Source organism: Nonomuraea spiralis, from assembly GCF_014648435.1.
Lineage (GTDB): Bacteria > Actinomycetota > Actinomycetes > Streptosporangiales > Streptosporangiaceae > Nonomuraea > Nonomuraea spiralis.
Genome location: NZ_BMRC01000016.1, coordinates 50,578 through 68,191, shown reverse-complemented (window position 1 = coordinate 68,191; position 17,614 = coordinate 50,578). Strand labels below are relative to the sequence as shown.

Genomic DNA, 17,614 nt, shown 5'->3' with positions numbered 1-17,614 from the left:
GGCGGGTCCGCGGGACAACCGTGAGGGAGACATATGAGCCTGCTTGAGGTAACCGACCTCCAGGTGGCCTTTCCCACATCCGACGGCGTGGTCCAGGCGGTGCGGGGGCTGTCGTTCACCGTCGACCGCGGCCAGACGCTGGCGATCGTCGGCGAGTCCGGCAGCGGGAAGACCGTGAGCACCCAGGCGATCCTCGGGCTGACCCCCGACGCCGACATCTCGGGCACGGCCCTGTTCGAGGGCATCGACCTGCTCGAACTCGACCGCGAACAACTCCGCCGGATCCGCGGCGCGGAGATCAGCGTGGTCTTCCAGGACCCGCTGACCAGCCTCCATCCGCTCTACAAGGTGGGCTGGCAGATCGAGGAGCTGATCCGCGTCCACCGTCCCGACACCCGCCGCGCCGAGGCCAGGAAGCGGGCCGTCGAGCTGCTGGGCCTGGTGGGCATCCCCCGCCCGGACCGCAGGGTGGACGACTACCCCCACCAGTTCTCCGGGGGCATGCGGCAGCGCGCGATGATCGCCATGTCGCTCGCGCTCAACCCGAAGCTCATCGTCGCCGACGAGCCGACCACCGCGCTCGACGCGACCGTCCAGGCGCAGATCCTGGAGCTCATCGGGCGGGTGCAGGCCGAGTTCGACATCGCGCTCATCCTCATCACGCACGACCTCGGCGTCGTCGCCGGCATGGCCGACGAGGTCATGGTCATGTACGCCGGGCTCGTGGTCGAGCGGGCCGACCGGCGCACGCTCTACTACAGCCCGCACCATCCGTACACCAAGGGGCTGCTGGAGTCGATCCCGGGCAGCACCGGCGACCGCGGCGGGCGGCTGCGGCCCATCCCGGGCTCGCCACCGAGCCTGATCGCGATCCCGTCCGGGTGCGCCTTCCATCCGCGTTGCCCGTACGTCATGCCGGTCTGTCCCGCCGAACGGCCGCCACTGGCCTCCGTCACCGGCGCGCGCGGGCACGCCTCGGCGTGCTGGCTGCCGCACGAGGCGGTCGGGCTCGGCGCGGAGGCGGAGGCGCTGCGCAAGCAGGCGCCGCGGGTCACGGCTGAGGAGGCGTGATGCTGCTCGAAGTCGAGAACCTGGTCAAATACTTCCCCATCACCAGCGGCATGCTGATCAAGCAGACGATCGGGCAGGTCAAGGCCGTGGACGGCGTCAGCCTGTCGCTGACGCCCGGCGAGACGCTGGGCCTGGTCGGCGAGACCGGCTGCGGCAAGTCCACGCTGGCACGCTGCATCGCGGGCCTGCATCCGATCACCTCGGGCAGCGTGCGGTTCGACGGCGCGGACATCACGAACCTGCCGCGCCGCCGGATGCGGCCCTACCGCCGCGACATCCAGGTGATCTTCCAGGATCCGTACGGCTCCCTGAACCCGCGCCGGCGGGTCGGGTCGATCATCGCCGACCCGCTCGTCATCCACCGGGTCGCGAGCGGCCAGGAGCTGCGGCGCACCGTCCAGGAGCTGATGGAACGGGTCGGGCTCAACCCCGAGCACTACAACCGGTTCCCCGCCGAGTTCTCCGGCGGTCAGCGGCAGCGCATCGGGGTCGCGCGGGCGCTCGCGCTGCGGCCCCGGCTGATCATCTGCGACGAGCCGGTGTCGGCGCTCGACGTGTCCATCCAGGCCCAGATCCTCAACCTGCTCAAGGACCTCCAGGACGACTTCGGGCTGACGTACCTGTTCATCGCGCACGACCTGTCGGTGGTGCGGCACGTCAGCGACCGGATCGCGGTCATGTACCTGGGCAAGGTGGTCGAACTGGCCTCCGCCGAGGAACTGCACGCGGTGCCGCGCCATCCGTACACGAACGCGCTGCTGTCGGCGACCGCCGTGGCCGACCCCGACGAGGCCGAACGGCGGCACCGCATCATCCTCACCGGCGACGTGCCCTCGCCGATCGACCCGCCCGAGGGTTGCCGGTTCCATCCCCGGTGCCCGAAGGCGCGGGACCGATGCTCGGCCGAGGAACCGCAGCTGGTGGCCCAGGAGCACTTGGTGGCCTGTCATTACCCCGTCGAGGCGGGCGAGGACCTGACCGCCGGGAGGACCACATGACACTCACGGAGATCCGTCCGGACGCCGTCGCCGACCGTACGATCGCCGGCCGCAGCCCCTGGCAGCTCGCCTGGGCCAGGATCAGGTCCGATCGTGTGGCCCTGGTGTCGGGCATCGTCGTCGTACTGCTGTGCCTGCTCGCCCTGGCCGCGCCGCTCATCTCGGCCTGGAACGGCCACGACCCCGACGAACAGTTCCGCGACACCGGCATCACCGACGAGGGCCTGCCCGTCGGGCCCAACGGCGAGTTCTGGTTCGGCACCGACCGCCTCGGCCGCGACCTGTTCATCAGGGTTCTGTACGGCGCGCGCGTCTCGCTGCTCGTCGGCGTGGTCGCGACCGGCGTGGCGGCGCTGATCGGCGTCGTCATCGGGCTGCTGGCCGGGTACTACGGCGGCGTCATCGACACCATCCTGTCCCGGCTCATGGACGTGGTGTTGTCGTTCCCGTACCTGATCTTCGCGATCGCCGTGGTGTCCATCGCCGGGCCCTCGCTGACCGCGACGATCGGGGTGATCTCGTTCTATTCCTGGGCCGCCATCGCCCGCGTGGTCCGAGGTCAGACACTCTCGCTCAAGGAACGCGAGTACGTGGAGGCGGCCCGGTCGATGGGGGCCGGCGACGCGCGGATCATGTTCGTGGACATCCTGCCGAACCTGCTGGCCCCCGTCATCGTGCTCACCACGCTGCTGGTGCCGGCGGCGATCGTGTTCGAGTCCACGTTGTCCTATCTGGGGCTCGGGATCGTTCCCCCCACCCCGTCCTGGGGGAACCTGCTGAGCGAGGCTCAGGGGTTCTACCGGGTGGCGTACTGGTATCTGGGGTTCCCTGCGGCGTCGCTGCTGATCACCACGCTGGCGTTCAACCTGGTGGGCGACGGGATCAGGGATGCCATCGATCCGCGTATGGAACGGCTGTTCAGCCGCCGGCGACGCCGTACCCGCCGCCGCACCCGCCCCGCCGCCGCACCCGCTTCGGGGAGCTCCGATGCCGCACCTCACTAGCTCCGTGTCCCTCCACCCCTACGAAGGCCCCTTCGCCCGCTCCCTCATCGGCCCCTTCGCGGACCCCTTGGCCGGCCCCTTCATCGGCCCCTTCGTAAGTCCCTTGGGCCGCCCCCTCACCCGCTCCTTCGTAGAACCCTTGGCCCGGCCCCTCATCGGACCCTTCGTAAGCCCCATCTCCCTCCCCCTTGTCGGAGCCTTAGTTGCATCGGGGGTGGTGGGCTGATGTTGCGACGGTTCCTCCTGCGGAGGGCGCTGCTCGGGCTGCTGGTGCTGTGGCTGGTCTCCCTGGGCACGTTCTTCCTGTTCTTCGTCGCCCCCGGCGACCCCGCCCGTACGCTGGCCGGCCGCCAGGCCACCCCCGAACAGGTCGACCTGATCCGCCACAACCTCGGCCTCGACCGCCCGACCATCGTCCAGTACTTCGACTACCTCGGCCGGCTCCTGCACGGCGACCTGGGCCAGTCGTACTTCTCGGGCGAATCGGTGGGCAAGCTGCTCGCCCAGGACTTCCCCCCGACGTTCTCGCTGGTGCTAGGGGGCGCGGTCCTGTGGTTCTGCCTCGGCGTCGGCGCGGGCGTGCTCAGCGCCACCCGGGTCCGGTCGTTCCTCGACCGCGTGCTGACCACGCTGGCCCTGGCCGGGGTGTCGATGCCGACGTTCGTGGTCGGTCTGCTCCTGCTGTATTTCTTCTTCTTCCAGCTTTCCATGGCAGGCGCGCCCATCCTGCCACCCGACTCCTACGTGGCCTTCTCCGACAACCCCGGCGAATGGGCCCGGCACCTGATCCTGCCGTGGATCACCCTGGCCATGGTCCAGGCGGCCTCGTACGCCCGCCTCACCCGGGGCTCCATGCTGGACGTCCTCGGCGAGGACTACATCCGTACGGCCCGCGCCAAGGGCGTACCCGAGGGCCGCGTCATCTACCGGCACGGCCTGCGGGCCGCGCTGACCCCCGTGGTGACCCAGCTCGGCGTCGACATCGGCACCTTGATCGGCGGCGTGGTGGTGACGGAGTCGGTCTTCGGCCTCGGCGGCGTGGGGCAGGCGGTGGTGCAGGCGTTCATCAGCGGCGACCTACCAGTGATCATGGGCGTCGTCATCCTCGCCACCACCGCCGTAGTGGTGGCCAACCTCCTGGTGGACATCGCCTACGGCCTCCTCGACCCCCGAATCCGCCTGGCCTGACCATCAAACCCACCCACTGGGCGGGCGCACCCCAACCGCGCCCGCCCAGCCCTCCAGCGCGTTCGCCGAACACACCTCTTGATCCCCTTGCGGCACCATCAGCGACCGCCCCGGCCACCTGCAACGCCACCCGGCGACCACCCTCGCCACCCGCGGCCCGTCAGCCGCCCCCTGATCATCCACTCCCCAGGGGACAGCCACGCTCTCCCGACGTACCGGGGGTCAGCGGGCGAATTCGGTGGCCCGCGACTCCCGCACCACCGTGATCCGGATCTGCCCCGGGTACGTCAGCTCCTCTTCCACCTGCTTGGCCACATCCCGGGCGATCACCTGCGCCTGGATGTCGTCGATCGCGTCAGGCTTGACCATGACCCGGATCTCCCGCCCGGCCTGCATGGCGAACACCTTCTCCACGCCCTCGTACGACTGCGCGATCTCCTCCAGCCGCTCCAGCCGCTTGACGTACGCCTCCAGCGACTCCCTGCGCGCCCCCGGCCGGCTGCCGCTGATGGCGTCGGCCGCCTGGGTGAGCACCGCCTCGACCGTATGCACCTCGACCTCGTTGTGGTGCGCCTCGATGGCGTGCACCACGTCCTCCTGCTCGCCGTACCGGCGGGCGATCTCCGCGCCGATCAGCGCGTGACTGCCCTCGACCTCGTGGGTGAGCGCCTTGCCGATGTCGTGCAGCAGCGCGCACCGCTTCATGAGCTGCTGGTTCATCTTCAGCTCGGCCGCCATGATGCCGGCGATGTGCGCGGACTCGATCAGATGCTTGAGCACGTTCTGTCCGTAGGACGTGCGGTAGCGAAGTTGCCCGAGCAGCAGCGTCAGCTCCGGGTGCATGTCCGTGATGCCCAGCTCGACCAGCGCGTCCTCACCCGCCCGCGCACAGAGGTCCTGCACCTCCTGGCGGCTGCGGTCGTGCGCCTCCTCGATCCGCTGGGGATGGATGCGTCCGTCCAGCACCAGCTTCTCCAGCGTGAGCCGCGCCGTCTCCCTGCGTACCGGGTCGAAACACGACAACAACACCGCTTCCGGGGTGTCGTCGATGATCAGGTTCACGCCGGTGGTCGATTCGAACGCCCGGATGTTGCGGCCCTCGCGCCCGATGATCCGGCCCTTCATCTCGTCACCGGGCAGATGCAGCACGCTGACGACCGACTCCGCCGTCTGCTCGGCCGCCACCCGCTGCACCGCCAGCGTCACGATCTTGGTGGCCCGCTTCTCGCCTTCCTTGCGGGCATCGCTCTCGATCTCCCGGATGATCAGCGCCGCCTCACGCTTGGCCTGGTTCTCGATCTCCCTGACCAGCTCGGACTTGGCCTGCTCCCCCGTCAGCCCGGCGACCCGTTCCAGGATCACCCGCCGTTCCTCCTCGACCTGGAGCAGTTCCTCGCGCCGGTCGGCCAGCTCGACCTCGGTCTCGGCCAGCTTCCTGTCCCGCTCGGCCTGCCGCCTGGCCTCCTCGTCGAGCCGCTGCTCGCGCTCGGCCAGCCTGGCCTCCCTGCGTTCGAGATCGGTCCGGAGCTCCTTGAGCTCGGACTTCAGGATCCGGCTCTCCTCCTCGACCTCTCGCCGCATCTGCGCGGCGCTCTCGGTGGCGGTCTCCGACCTGCGCAGGATCTCCTCGGCGTCGCTCTCCGCCTTGGTCCGGATCTCGCTGGCCTTCTCCCGAGCCTCTTCAAGCTCAGTGTGTACGGCCTCCACCTGCTCGGGGCTCGGCCCGCCCTTCCGGGGCAGACCGCCTGAGGTCCGGCGTATGACGACGAGCAGCGCCGCGATCATCCCGAACGCGAGCACGAGCACCGCCACCATCAGCACCACGACCAGCGGCTGCATGTGCGCCCCGCCCTCCTCGCGTCGTCAACACCTCATAACGCGGACCCAAAACGGGAGGGGTCACGTGCGCGCCACAGAACGCCCGGTCGGCGTCGTCTCCAGGACCGATGTCAAGCCAAGACTGACCGGGCATCGACCCCCATAGCCGACACCTCGCCTGCCTCGATCAACCGAGCTCGTTCGTCCGTCGTTCACCGGTATGGCAAATCCGCACTGCGCGGAGTAACTCCTCACTGCCGTCGAGGTTATGCGTCGAACAGGTCACGAGCAAGCAAACGCGTCCTCAAGCGTGTCTTACGGGCCCGAATCTCCCCAATCAACCACATAACCCACGATCACCCCCATTTGTCCCCGCCTTCCCCTCTCCCTCAACACCCTGCCGCCCACGCCCCTCAGACCTCAGCCCCAGAGCTTTGTGGGGACACACCCCTCGGGATCGGGACCGGGCGCCTCCGAAGAAGATCAGGAGAAGTCATCCTCCAGATCGATGCCCTCCTGTTCGAGAGCCTCCCGGATCACCCGATAGGCCACCCCGGACGAGTACCCCTTCCGCGCGAGCATGCCGGCCAGACGCCGAGTACGGGTCTGCGGATCGAGCGACCGGGTGGAGGCGAGCTTGCGTTCCACCAGCCGCCGGGCCGTCTCAGCCTCCTGGTCGGAATCCAGGCGATCTACGGCTTCCTTGACGGTGTCGGTGTCCACGCCCCGATGGCGCAACTCGGCCGCCAGCGCCCGCTTCGCAAGACCACGCCCGTGATGCCGGGAATCGACCCACGCCTCCGCGAACGCCTCGTCATTGATCAGCCCGAGCTCGGCGAACCGATCGAGCACCTTCTCCGCGGCCTCGTCCGGTACGTCCCGCTTGCGAAGGGCCTCGGCGAGCTGCGCCCGGGTCTTGGGAGCCATGGTGAGCAACCGAAGACAGATGGCCCGCGCCACCGACTCCGGATCCGCCTCGGGCCCCGCCGCAGCGGAACTCTCGGCGTCGGGCCCGTCAGGCAACGCCCCACGCCCCCGAGTCCCTCTCCCGAACCGGCCACTCGCCTTAGCACGCCTCCCAGACCGACCGCTCCCCCCGGATCCCCCCGCGAACAGCCCACCTTCCTCCGAGCCGCCTCCCCCGAAGAGCCCGCTCCCCTCTGAGCCCCCGAACTGTTCATTTCCCTCCGAGCCCCCTCCGACCGAGCCGCTTCCCCCTTCGGCCGTCCGGAACGAGCCGCTCCCCTTCGCGTCCGCCCAGGACGAACCGCTCGCCCCGACGTCTCCCCCGGACGAGCCGTTTCCCCCGGTGTTTTCCCCGGACGAGCCGTTTCCCGCCGCTTCCTCCTCGGAGTGACCGCTTTCCCCGCCGGCCCCTCGTCCACCCGCGCGACGTCCCTTGCCCGATCGCTCTTTGCCCGATCGGTCTTTGCTCGATCGCTTCCTACCGCTCGCCTGCTGCTCCTCGGCGAACCAGCTACTTCCGGCCAGTACCTCGGAATGCCACCCGTCGGCGTCGTACTTCGCCTTCGGAGGAACCTCGGCCCCCGGCGTGCCTTCAACAACGCCGCTCGGCTCATGCGGGTCTTCCCGCTCACCCCGACGCCGTTCAGAGCCCTCGCTGCCGTCCTGGGCGTCCGGCTCACGCAGTTCCCCACCGGAGAAGCCTTCACCGCCACGGCCACCAACCTCATTCAGAGGATCTTCGGTGACACCCTCGCCGTTCCGGGTCCTCTTCTTACGTCTTCCGGAGACGCCCTTACCGGCTCGTACGGCACCGGCGTCGGAAGGCCCGCCCGCAGCAGCGGCGTCACCACCGGAACGGCCGGTACGCTCACCTGGCCATACGAAGATCGGCGCCTCGGCACGATCCTCCGAGCGCCCTTGGAAAGGCCGGCCACCGGCTCGATCACCTGTACGGCGATCGGCAACGCCCTCCTCAGCCCGATCCCGCTCCTCGGCCGACTGACCCCAACCGGATGCGATCGCATCCAACAGGCCACCACGCTCACCACCCAGCCCTGCGGCGGCCTCGTCGGCCGGGCCCGTGTCGGGTTCGGCGGACGGGGAGCTCTGCTGACCGGGCCAGGTGAAGGTCGGCGGGGCGATGTCCCGGCCCGGCCCCCACGCCGGAGGCACGGCAACAGCCGTCCGGCGCTCCGAGTGCCAATCGGAGGTGACCATCGCGTCAGCCGCGACAGCCACGTCGTCGGCCTCGACCGCATCATCACCACTGCCGTCAGCCTCGACGACTGCGCCGTCAGCGCCATCAGCGTCGTCAGCCGCGACCGTGGCGTCATGGGCGGCCGAGCCGTCCACCTCGTCATGGACGGCCGGGTCGGACGGCTCGTCGTGGTCGGACGGAGGGGGGTCGGTGGGGGTGGTGTCAGTGGCCGGGAGGGAGTCCAGAGCGAAGGTGGGCTCGGTGGTGTCACCGGACATGGAGGTGTCCCGCGGGGTGGTGTCAGTGGCCGGGAGACCGTCACCTGTCAGAGGGGTGTCCGTGGTCGGTGGGGTGGCGGCTCGGAGGCGGGCGCGTTGTTCGTGCCATTCGTCTACCGATGGCCAGCCGTCTGCGGCCGAACGGGCCAGGTCGGGGCCACGCGATCCCTGAGCGGGGGCCGGGCGGTCGGTCGCCCGGGGCGCCGGCTCAGGGGTGGTGGCCCGGGGGCCGCGGGGTCCGCGCTTTCTGCGCTCCCCCGAGGCGGGGAGATCGGGCCATGCGCCCCAGTCCTGGGAACGGGGCGCCTGCGACGGATCCCTGTCACTCATGTGCCGACCGATCAGACGTCACCCGGCTTGGGGGTGGACTTCGAGCCACGGCCCGACGGCGCGGCGGCGGGAGCCGGGGCGGCGGCGGCCGGTTCGGCGGGCGCGTCGAGCTTGGGGCCGACCCCGAGCTTGTCCTTGATCTTCTTCTCGATCTCGTTGGCCATGTCGGGGTGGTTCTTCAGGAAGTTACGGGCGTTCTCCTTGCCCTGGCCCAGCTGGTCGCCCTCGTACGTGTACCAGGCGCCCGACTTGCGGACGAAGCCGTGCTCGACGCCCATGTCGATGAGACCGCCCTCGCGGGAGATGCCCACGCCGTAGAGGATGTCGAAGTCGGCGACGCGGAAGGGCGGGGCCATCTTGTTCTTGACGACCTTGATCCGGGTGCGGTTGCCGACCGCCTCCGTGCCGTCCTTCAGGGTCTCGATGCGGCGGATGTCCATGCGGACGGAGGCGTAGAACTTCAGCGCCTTACCACCGGTCGTGGTCTCGGGGCTGCCGAACATGACGCCGATCTTCTCGCGGAGCTGGTTGATGAAGATGGCGGTGGTGCCGGTGCTGTTGAGCGCGCCGGCGACCTTGCGCAGGGCCTGGGACATGAGGCGGGCCTGGAGTCCGACGTGGCTGTCGCCCATCTCGCCCTCGATCTCGGCCTTGGGCACCAGGGCGGCCACCGAGTCGATGACGATGATGTCGACCGCGCCGGACCTGATCAGCATGTCGGCGATCTCAAGCGCCTGCTCACCGGTGTCGGGCTGGGAGACCAGCAGCGCGTCGGTGTCCACGCCCAGCTTCTTGGCGTATTCGGGGTCGAGGGCGTGCTCGGCGTCGATGAACGCCGCGATGCCGCCGGCCCGCTGGGCGTTGGCCACCGCGTGCAGGGCGATCGTGGTCTTGCCGGAGGACTCGGGGCCGTAGATCTCGACGATGCGGCCGCGCGGGAGGCCGCCGATGCCGAGGGCCACGTCAAGGGAGATCGACCCGGTGGGGATCACCTCGATGGGGGCTCGGGCGTCGTCGCCCAGTCGCATGACGGAGCCCTTGCCGAACTGCCGCTCGATCTGAGCGAGCGCGGTCTCGAGGGCCTTCTCGCGGTCGTTGATAGCCATGGGAGCTCCCTCTGGAGGGTCGTGGTCCGATCAGTCGAGTGAAAGCTACGGCCTGCCACCGACATTTTCCGTGACGGCCGGGGAAGGCGTGGCCTGGTTCGGCTGTTACATCGTAGCCGAACGATTGTTCGATCACATCACGAACACGCTGCTGGGATGCATGCGGCGTGTTCAAAGGAGGGCGAGGCCGGTGCTCGGATGCCGCTCGCGTTCATGGTCGTCACTACCGGATTGGCCGTGGGGTCTGCCCTGGGGATCGTTGCCGTGCGACTGCGCGCGGCGGGCGGACGTGATGGGGTACGCCCGGATGGGCGGTTGTACGGGTCCGGGTCGGATGAACGCCTGTCCCACATGGACGGGCGTCATGTGATCGGGTCCCTGGGACACCGATCGGTACGGGATCGCCGTACGGGATCGCCGTGTGGGGAGGAGTGTGTGGGGAGGAGGGAGGGCGACGTCACGGCCGTCCTCCCCACACGTCGGAAGTGACGGCGTACGGGTTGGCCCCGGCGTGTTGTCAGACGCCGTGAGCTGGGGAGACTCACTCCAGGGACAGGCTGGAGGCGGCGAAGTGGCGAGTGGCTACACCGGGGAACGACGAGCCCTTCTGGAGGCGCTCGCCGAGTTGCTGCCCCACCAGGGGCTGGTAAGCCGCTTGGTCGGCGGCGACGACCCGGTGCTGTGGGTGTGGCACCCGCGTACGCGCCGCCAGACGATCGTCTTCGCCACCCCCTCCAGCGGGGGCTGGACGTTGTTGTGGTCGCCCGGCGGGCAGGGCGGCGCGGACGACCTGGAGAGCGCGGCGGCCTCGCTGCGCCGGACGCTGGACTCAGCGCAGTCTGGGTGAGACGTCCTCCACCTGGCACACGGCCCGCCACACGGTCTTGGCGCTCTCGCCGTCGGCCAGCGCCTGCGTCACGGTACGGCCGCCCAGCGGGGCGATCACGTAGTCGCGGGCCCACGACTCGGCGTAGGTCTCACCGAAATGGGCGTTCATCCGTCTCCAGAACTCGGTCAGGCGCATGAACCAAGTATGGAATCGCGTCGGGCGTGGGTAAGACATCCGCATGCCAAAGACCCCCAAGTCCTCGCCCCCCAAGACCTCCAGGACCAAGGCCAACAGGGCCAGGCGCCGCCGGCTGTTACTCGCGATGCGGCAGGCCGTACAGAAGGAGAAGGGACAGCGATCGGAACGGCACGCGGGAATCAGGCAGGAACCGCGTGCGGGCAGGCCGCGCACGCGCAGGGCGTCGCGGCGCTGAGCCTGCGACGCACGGTCACAACACCCGCGCGCCGTACATCTCACCGAGATGGTCGGCGAGCAGCTCCAGGCGGGCGCCGTCGGGGTCCTTGAAGTAGATGGAGGCGCCGCTCTCGATCTGGTGCGGCACGCCGGCCATCTCCAGCTTGCCCCGCAGACGTTCCCAGGTGGCGGGGTCCACGGAGATCGCCACGTGGTGCAGACCGCCGAGCACCTCCTGGTACGGGCCGAGGTCGAGCCCGGGAAAGTCGAAGAAGGCGAGCAGGTTGCCGTTGCCGGCGTCGAAGAAGAAGTGGCTCGAACCCCTGTAGTCGCGGTTCTCGATGATCTCCGTCAGCGGGAACTCCAGGAGTTCCTGGTAGAACTTGATGGTTCGTTCCACATCGGACGACAACAGGGCCACGTGGTGCAGGCCACGGGCGCTGCTCGACGGCCGGTGCGGTAAGGCGTACTGTTGTCGCAGTTGTGCGCGTCGGTTCTCGACGGCGGCATAGTCAATGGTCACGGTCGCTCTATGTCCGTCATGACCCCACCTCAATCACCGGGCGCTCCGCCAATACGTTTTCTGTCAGTGGCGCGAGGCAGTATGTGCTGGTGAGCTCGCTAGACCACTTCAGCCAGGTGACCAGGCAATGGTTCGCCGGGGCCTTCCAGGCGCCCACGGCGGCCCAGGAGGGCGCGTGGGAGTCGATCGCGCGCGGTGACAACACGCTGGTCGTCGCCCCCACGGGGTCGGGCAAGACGCTGGCGGCGTTCCTGTGGTCGCTCGACAGGCTCGCGGCCCGGGCGGCCGATCAGCCCCCGGCGGAAGCGGGCGCGAAAGAGTCGAAGCCCCCCGCGAAGGCGGGCGCGAAAGCGCCGAAGTCCCCTGCGAAGGGCGCGAAGCCGGGGACGCGGGTGCTCTACGTGTCGCCGCTCAAGGCGCTGGCCGTCGACGTCGAGCGCAACCTGCGCGCGCCGCTGGCCGGGCTCAGGCAGACGGCGCGGCGGCTCGGGCTGCCCGTGCCGGAGATCTCGGTGGCGATCCGTTCGGGCGACACGCCGGCCGAAGAACGCAGGCGGTTCGCCGCCAAGCCGTCCGACATCCTGATCACCACCCCCGAGTCGCTGTTCCTGCTGCTCACCAGCCAGGCGCGCGACGCGCTGCGCGACGTCGAGACGGTGATCGTCGACGAGGTGCACGCGGTCGCGGCCACCAAGCGCGGCGCCCACCTGGCGCTCAGCCTGGAGCGGCTCGACGCGCTGCTGGAGCGTCCGGCGCAGCGGGTGGGGCTGTCGGCGACCGTGCGGCCGGTGAGCGAGGTGGCCGCCTTCCTCGGCGGCACGCGCCCTGCGACGGTGGTGCAGCCGCCGTCCGACAAGCGCATCGAGATCGAGGTCGTCGTCCCGGTCGAGGACATGACGGAGATGGAGGGGGCGCCCGATCCGGAGCAGGTCGAGCCGTCCGGCCGGTCGATCTGGCCTCATGTGGAGGACCGGCTGTTCGACCTGATCGAGGCCCACAGTTCGACGATCGTGTTCGCCAACTCCAGGCGCCTGGCCGAACGGCTGTGCACCCGGCTCAACGAGCTGGCCTACGGGCGGCGGCAGGGGCTGGAGGCCGTCGACCTGTCGATCTGGGAGACACCGCCGCAGGACCACGAGGATCCGGCCCCGCCCAGGCGCATGCCGGCCGAGATGATGGCCCAGGCGGGGGCGAGCAAGGGTGTGGTGACGGAGATCGTCCGCGCCCACCACGGCTCGGTGTCGAAGGAGGAGCGGGCGCAGATCGAGGAGGCGCTCAAGTCGGGGCGGCTGCCCGCCGTGGTGGCCACGTCCAGCCTGGAGCTGGGCATCGACATGGGCGCGGTCGATCTGGTGGCGTGCGTGGAGGCCCCGCCCAGCGTGGCCAGCGGGTTGCAGCGCATCGGCCGGGCCGGCCACCAGGTGGGCGCGGTCTCCCGGGGTGTGATCTTCCCCAAGTACCGGGGCGATCTCGTCCAGACGGCCGTGGTGGCCGAGCGCATGCGCAGCGGGCAGATCGAGGAGTTGCGCTACCCGCGCAACCCGCTCGACGTGCTGGCCCAGCAGATCGTGGCGATGACCGCGCTCGACGACTGGACCGTCGACGAGCTGGAGGCCCTGGTCAAGCGGGCCGCCCCCTACTCCACACTGCCGCGCGGCGCGCTGGAGGCGACGCTCGACATGCTGGCCGGGCGCTACCCGAGCGAGGAGTTCGCCGAGCTGCGGCCCCGTATCGTCTGGGACCGCGTCACCGGCACGCTCCAGGGGCGGCCCGGCGCGCAGCGGCTGGCCGTGACCAACGGCGGCACCATCCCCGACCGCGGGCTGTTCGGCGTGTTCCTCGTGGGCGAGAAGGCGTCCCGGGTGGGCGAGCTCGACGAGGAGATGGTCTACGAGTCGCGTGTGGGCGACGTCTTCGTGCTGGGCGCGACCTCGTGGCGGATCGAGGACATCACGGCCGACCGGGTGCTGGTCTCCCCCGCTCCCGGGCAGCCGGGCAAGCTGCCGTTCTGGCACGGCGACACGGCCGGGCGTCCCGCCGAGCTGGGCCGGGCGATCGGGCAGTTCCTGCGGGAGCAGGCCAAGCAGGGCTCCACCGAGCGCATGAGGGAGGCGGGGCTCGACGAGTTCGCCGCGGGCAACCTGCTGGCCTATCTCGACGAGCAGCGCGAGGCCACCGGCTACGTGCCCGACGACCGTACTCTGCTGGTCGAGCGTTTCCACGACGAGCTCGGCGACTGGCGGGTGGTGATCCACTCCCCCTACGGCGCGCGTGTGCACGCGCCCTGGGCGCTGGCGATCAGCCGGCGGCTGCGCGAGCGTTACGGCATCGACGTCCAGGCCGTCCACTCCGACGACGGCATCGTGTTGCGCATCCCCGACACGCTGGCCGAGCCGCCCACCGACGTGGCGGCGTTCGACGCCGAGGAGATCGAGCAGATCGTCACCGAGGAGCTGGGCGGGTCGGCCATGTTCGCCTCCCGGTTCAGGGAGTGCGCGGGGCGGGCGCTGCTGCTGCCGCGCCGCGTGCCGGGCCGGCGCAGCCCGCTGTGGCAGCAGCGCCAGCGGGCCGCCCACCTGCTGGGGGTGGCCTCCCAGTACGCCTCGTTCCCGATCGTGCTGGAGACGATGCGCGAGTGCCTCCAGGACGTGTTCGACGTGCCGGGGCTGGTCCAGCTCATGCGGGACATCGCGGCGCGCAGGGTCCGGGTGGTGGAGGTGGAGACCTCGCAGGCCTCGCCGTTCGCGGCGTCGTTGTTGTTCCATTACGTGGGCGCGTTCATGTACGAGGGCGACGCCCCGCTGGCCGAACGCCGCGCCCAGGCCCTGGCGCTGGACACCACGCTCCTGGCCGAACTGCTCGGCCAGGCCGACCTGCGCGAGTTGCTCGACCCCGACGTGATCGTGGCCAGCGAACGCGAGCTGGCCCGGCTCGACCGGCCGCTGCGCGACGCCGAGGACCTCGCCGACCTGCTGCGTTCGCACGGGCCGCTGCTGACGCCCGACGTGAGCGTGCGCGGCGGCGACCCGTCCTGGCTGGAGGAGCTCGAACGCGCGCGCCGGGCCATCCGCGTGCGCGTCGCTGGCGAGGAGCAGTGGGCGGCCGTCGAGGACGCGGCCCGGCTGCGCGACGCGCTCGGCGTGCCGCTGCCCGTGGGGGTGCCGCACGTGTTCCTGGAACCGGTGCCCGACCCGCTGGCCGACCTGGTGGCCCGGCACGCCCGCACCCGCGGCCCCTTCCACGCCGGTACGGCCGCCGCCCGCTTCGGTCTGGGCGCGGCCGTGGTCATCGACGCGCTGCGGCGGCTGGCCACGTCGGGGCGGGTCGTGAACGGCGAGTTCCGTCCCGGCGGCCGGGGTGAGGAGTGGTGCGACGCCGGGGTGTTGCGGATGTTGCGCCGCAGGTCGCTGGCCCGGCTGCGCAAGGAGGTCGAGCCGGTCGCGGCCGAGACGCTGGCGCGGTTCCTGCCCACCTGGCACGGCATCACCGGCTCGGGCTCGGCGGCGCCCGACGGTTCGCGGGCCGGGGCGGCCAGGGCGATGGACGCGCTGGTGCGTTCCGTCGAGCAGCTCCAGGGCGCCGCCGTGCCGGCCTCTGCGCTGGAGACGCTGGTGCTGCCCTCGCGGGTGCCCGGCTACCATCCGGCGCTGCTCGACGAGCTGACGTCGTCGGGCGAGGTGATGTGGGTGGGGCAGGGGTCGCTGCCCGGCGGCGACGGATGGGTGTCGCTCTACTTCGCCGACACCGCGCCGCTGCTGCTGCCCGAGCCCGCCGAGATCACGATGACGCCGCTGCACGAGCGGGTGCTCGACCTGCTGGGCGGCGGGGGCGCGCTGTTCTTCCGTGGGATCTCCGACCAGCTCGGCGCCCAGGGCGGTGCGCTCGACGACGCCACGCTGGTCTCGGCGTTGTGGGATCTGGTGTGGTCGGGCCGGGTGTCCGGGGACACGCTCGCGCCGCTGCGGGCCACGCTGGGCACCGGGCGTCCCGCGCACCGGCCGGCCACGACGCGGCGGCGCCGGGCCGTGCTGCCGTCCAGGAGCGGGCCGCCGACGGTGGCCGGGCGGTGGTGGCTGCTGCCCGGGCCCGCCGACGACACGACGCAGCGGGCTCACGCGCAGGCCGAGGTGCTGCTCGAACGGCACGGGGTGGTGACGCGGGGGGCGGTGACGTCCGAGCGGTTGCCTGGCGGGTTCACGCCCGTCTACCAGGTCCTTCGTGCTTATGAGGAGAGCGGGCGGTGCCGGCGGGGGTACTTCGTCGAGGGGCTCGGAGGCGCGCAGTTCGCGTTGCCGGGCGCGGTCGACCGCATGCGCGCCATGGCTCCGGGCATCGCCCCGACGGGCGGCGGGCCCGACGAAGGCTTCGCTCCTCCCGGCGGCCCGGGGGCCGGGCGGCCTGTGGCGGGGCGGCGGGCCGTGGTGCTGGCCGCGGCCGATCCCGCCAGTCCGTACGGCGCCGCGCTCCCCTGGCCGCAGCGGCCGGGGGACGCCGGGCACAAACCGGGCCGCAAGGCGGGCGCGCTGGTCGTGCTCGTGGACGGTTACCTCGTCCTCTACGTGGAGCGGGGCGGCAAGACGTTGTTGTCGTTCGCCGACGACGAACGTCTTCAGCCGGCCGTCGACGCCCTGGCCCTGGCCGTACGTGACGGCGCGCTCGGGAAGCTGACGGTGGAGCGGGCCGACGGCGCGTCCATCGTGGAGTCGCCGCTGGCCGCGGCCTTGGAGGCGGCCGGATTCCACCCCACGCCGAGGGGACTGCGCCTGCGCGCCTGACCTGCGGGACGAGACGCTGCGTCCGGAGTTCTTCTCGCTGCTCGGCGGCGGTGCGGGGCTGGTGGCGTGGCCGCCGGGCCGGCACCGTACGGCGGCGTGAACGGCGGCAGTCCGTGTTCAAGCTGCCCGACCTGTCCAAGGCGCAGCGCACGCTGGTGATGTACTGCTGGTCGCCGGGCGCGATCCCGCTGGTCCCACAGGGGATCGTGGCGGCCGGGTTCGTGGCGAACGGGCGACTTCGCCACCCGTGGTTCCTGGCCACGTACATGGAGCCGGGGCTGCGCCGGCCGGTGGCGACGGGCATGATCATCCTCCGACCGGCCCGCTCTTGTATACGATGAGCGCTCATATGGCTGATCTGACTCTGGGCGCCGCCCACCAGACCCTGCGGGACGAGGTCACCGAGGAGCTGCGCCGCCGTATTCTCCGCGGCGAGCTGGCCCAGGGCGAACGGCTGGTCGAGGACCGGCTGGCCGCGCTGCTCGGCGTGTCGCGCAACCCCGTACGCGAGTCCATCCGGGTGCTGGCCGCCGAGGGGTTCGTCGAGGTCGTCCCGCGGATCGGCGCGACGGTCGCGCGGTTGTCGGCCGAGGAGGGCGAGGAGCTCTTCGACGTGCGGATGGCGATCGAGGGCCTGGCCGCGCGGCTGGCGGCACGTAAGCGCTCCCCCGGGGCCGCCGACCGGCTGCGCCGGATGCTCGACCACGCCAGGGAGGCCGTGGAGGCCGGGCGGCTGGAGGAGGTGGCCGACCTCAACACCGCCTTCCACCTGGCCGTGGGCGAGGCGGCCGGCAACTCCTACCTCAACCTGATGATGAAGCCGATGTTGCAGCGGGCGCAGTGGGTCTTCAGCCAGACCGCCGCCGCCCGCGGGCCGCACTCCTGGTCGGAGCACCTGAGCCTGTGCGAGGCCATTGCCGCGGGCGACGAGGACGAGGCCCAGGCCAGGGCGGTCGCGCACGTCGCCGCCGCGCGCCGGTCGTTCCTCGCGGCCGCGCCCCGGGAGGCCGGCGAAGGCCCCGGGGATGCCTGAAATGTGAGGTGTTGTATACAGTCTCCTGAACCCGAGCGGACAGGGAGACGGCGTTGTTCACCACCAGACCCGAACTGACGGGC

At 70.9% G+C, this 17,614-nt stretch carries 13 protein-coding genes; 8 read left to right on the top strand and 5 right to left on the bottom strand.

Annotated elements, in window-relative coordinates:
• Nucleotides 1-33 precede the first annotated feature (33 nt).
• From IEZ27_RS33370 to IEZ27_RS33355, 4 genes are all read left to right on the top strand, one after another.
• Nucleotides 34-1,071: an ABC transporter ATP-binding protein gene (locus IEZ27_RS33370; RefSeq protein WP_125633692.1), complete on the top strand. Its 1,038-nt coding sequence runs from the start codon at nt 34-36 to the stop codon at nt 1,069-1,071.
• Nucleotides 1,071-2,069 (top strand): ABC transporter ATP-binding protein, encoded by a 999-nt coding sequence (locus tag IEZ27_RS33365; protein ID WP_189650899.1) that lies wholly within the window; start codon nt 1,071-1,073, stop codon nt 2,067-2,069. The genes IEZ27_RS33370 and IEZ27_RS33365 overlap by 1 nt, the downstream gene beginning before the upstream one ends.
• Complete coding sequence (locus IEZ27_RS33360; RefSeq protein WP_189650898.1) at nt 2,066-3,073, top strand: ABC transporter permease; 1,008 nt, start codon at nt 2,066-2,068, stop codon at nt 3,071-3,073. The genes IEZ27_RS33365 and IEZ27_RS33360 overlap by 4 nt, the downstream gene beginning before the upstream one ends.
• 225 nt (nt 3,074-3,298) lie before the next feature.
• On the top strand, nt 3,299-4,261 hold the full coding sequence (locus tag IEZ27_RS33355) for an ABC transporter permease (protein WP_229824579.1): 963 nt from the start codon (nt 3,299-3,301) through the stop codon (nt 4,259-4,261).
• Nucleotides 4,262-4,483: 222 nt separating this feature from the next.
• On the opposite strand, the gene rny is transcribed toward IEZ27_RS33355, so the two are convergent.
• The 3 genes from rny to recA form a co-directional block, all read right to left on the bottom strand.
• The gene (rny, locus tag IEZ27_RS33350) at nt 4,484-6,100 is read right to left on the bottom strand and encodes a ribonuclease Y (protein ID WP_189650897.1); all 1,617 of its coding nucleotides are present in this window, start codon (nt 6,098-6,100) and stop codon (nt 4,484-4,486) included.
• Between the two features lie 462 nt (nt 6,101-6,562).
• Nucleotides 6,563-8,521 (bottom strand): recombination regulator RecX, encoded by a 1,959-nt coding sequence (gene recX, locus IEZ27_RS33345; protein WP_268246103.1) that lies wholly within the window; start codon nt 8,519-8,521, stop codon nt 6,563-6,565.
• 341 nt (nt 8,522-8,862) lie between these two features.
• Complete coding sequence (recA, locus tag IEZ27_RS33340; RefSeq protein WP_125633700.1) at nt 8,863-9,957, bottom strand: recombinase RecA; 1,095 nt, start codon at nt 9,955-9,957, stop codon at nt 8,863-8,865.
• A 571-nt stretch (nt 9,958-10,528) separates the two neighbouring features.
• Here recA and IEZ27_RS33335 point away from each other — a divergent pair.
• The gene (locus IEZ27_RS33335; protein ID WP_189650896.1) at nt 10,529-10,804 is read left to right on the top strand and encodes a hypothetical protein; all 276 of its coding nucleotides are present in this window, start codon (nt 10,529-10,531) and stop codon (nt 10,802-10,804) included.
• On the opposite strand, the gene IEZ27_RS33330 is transcribed toward IEZ27_RS33335, so the two are convergent.
• Nucleotides 10,787-10,981: a DUF3046 domain-containing protein gene (locus IEZ27_RS33330; RefSeq protein ID WP_125633704.1), complete on the bottom strand. Its 195-nt coding sequence runs from the start codon at nt 10,979-10,981 to the stop codon at nt 10,787-10,789. The two genes, IEZ27_RS33335 and IEZ27_RS33330, sit on opposite strands and share 18 nt — an antisense overlap.
• Nucleotides 10,982-11,234: 253 nt before the next feature.
• On the bottom strand, nt 11,235-11,723 hold the full coding sequence (locus IEZ27_RS33325) for a VOC family protein (RefSeq protein WP_189650895.1): 489 nt from the start codon (nt 11,721-11,723) through the stop codon (nt 11,235-11,237).
• An 86-nt stretch (nt 11,724-11,809) separates the two neighbouring features.
• Between IEZ27_RS33325 and IEZ27_RS33320 the strand changes: the two genes are divergently transcribed.
• From IEZ27_RS33320 to IEZ27_RS33310, 3 genes are read left to right on the top strand one after another with little or no spacing between them, the layout of a single operon-like run.
• Nucleotides 11,810-16,498 carry an ATP-dependent helicase gene (locus tag IEZ27_RS33320; protein WP_446686173.1) on the top strand — a complete coding sequence of 1,563 codons (4,689 nt, stop codon included), beginning with the start codon at nt 11,810-11,812 and terminating at the stop codon, nt 16,496-16,498.
• A 50-nt stretch (nt 16,499-16,548) separates the two neighbouring features.
• The gene (locus tag IEZ27_RS33315) at nt 16,549-16,839 is read left to right on the top strand and encodes a hypothetical protein (RefSeq protein WP_189650893.1); all 291 of its coding nucleotides are present in this window, start codon (nt 16,549-16,551) and stop codon (nt 16,837-16,839) included.
• A gap of 8 nt (nt 16,840-16,847) precedes the next feature.
• Entirely contained in the window at nt 16,848-17,531 is a 684-nt protein-coding gene (locus tag IEZ27_RS33310) for a GntR family transcriptional regulator (RefSeq protein ID WP_189650892.1), read from the top strand.
• Nucleotides 17,532-17,614: the final 83 nt, after the last annotated feature.

What these genes read in the sequence shown, in the direction of transcription:
- IEZ27_RS33370 (WP_125633692.1), top strand. Translation starts at nt 34, where the DNA reads ATGAGCCTGCTTGAGGTAACCGACCTCCAGGTGGCCTTTCCCACATCC.
- IEZ27_RS33365 (WP_189650899.1), top strand. Translation starts at nt 1,071, where the DNA reads ATGCTGCTCGAAGTCGAGAACCTGGTCAAATACTTCCCCATCACCAGC.
- IEZ27_RS33360 (WP_189650898.1), top strand. Translation starts at nt 2,066, where the DNA reads ATGACACTCACGGAGATCCGTCCGGACGCCGTCGCCGACCGTACGATC.
- IEZ27_RS33355 (WP_229824579.1), top strand. Translation starts at nt 3,299, where the DNA reads ATGTTGCGACGGTTCCTCCTGCGGAGGGCGCTGCTCGGGCTGCTGGTG.
- rny (WP_189650897.1), bottom strand. Translation starts at nt 6,100, where the DNA reads ATGCAGCCGCTGGTCGTGGTGCTGATGGTGGCGGTGCTCGTGCTCGCG.
- recX (WP_268246103.1), bottom strand. Translation starts at nt 8,521, where the DNA reads ATGTCCGGTGACACCACCGAGCCCACCTTCGCTCTGGACTCCCTCCCG.
- recA (WP_125633700.1), bottom strand. Translation starts at nt 9,957, where the DNA reads ATGGCTATCAACGACCGCGAGAAGGCCCTCGAGACCGCGCTCGCTCAG.
- IEZ27_RS33330 (WP_125633704.1), bottom strand. Translation starts at nt 10,981, where the DNA reads ATGCGCCTGACCGAGTTCTGGAGACGGATGAACGCCCATTTCGGTGAG.
- IEZ27_RS33310 (WP_189650892.1), top strand. Translation starts at nt 16,848, where the DNA reads ATGGCTGATCTGACTCTGGGCGCCGCCCACCAGACCCTGCGGGACGAG.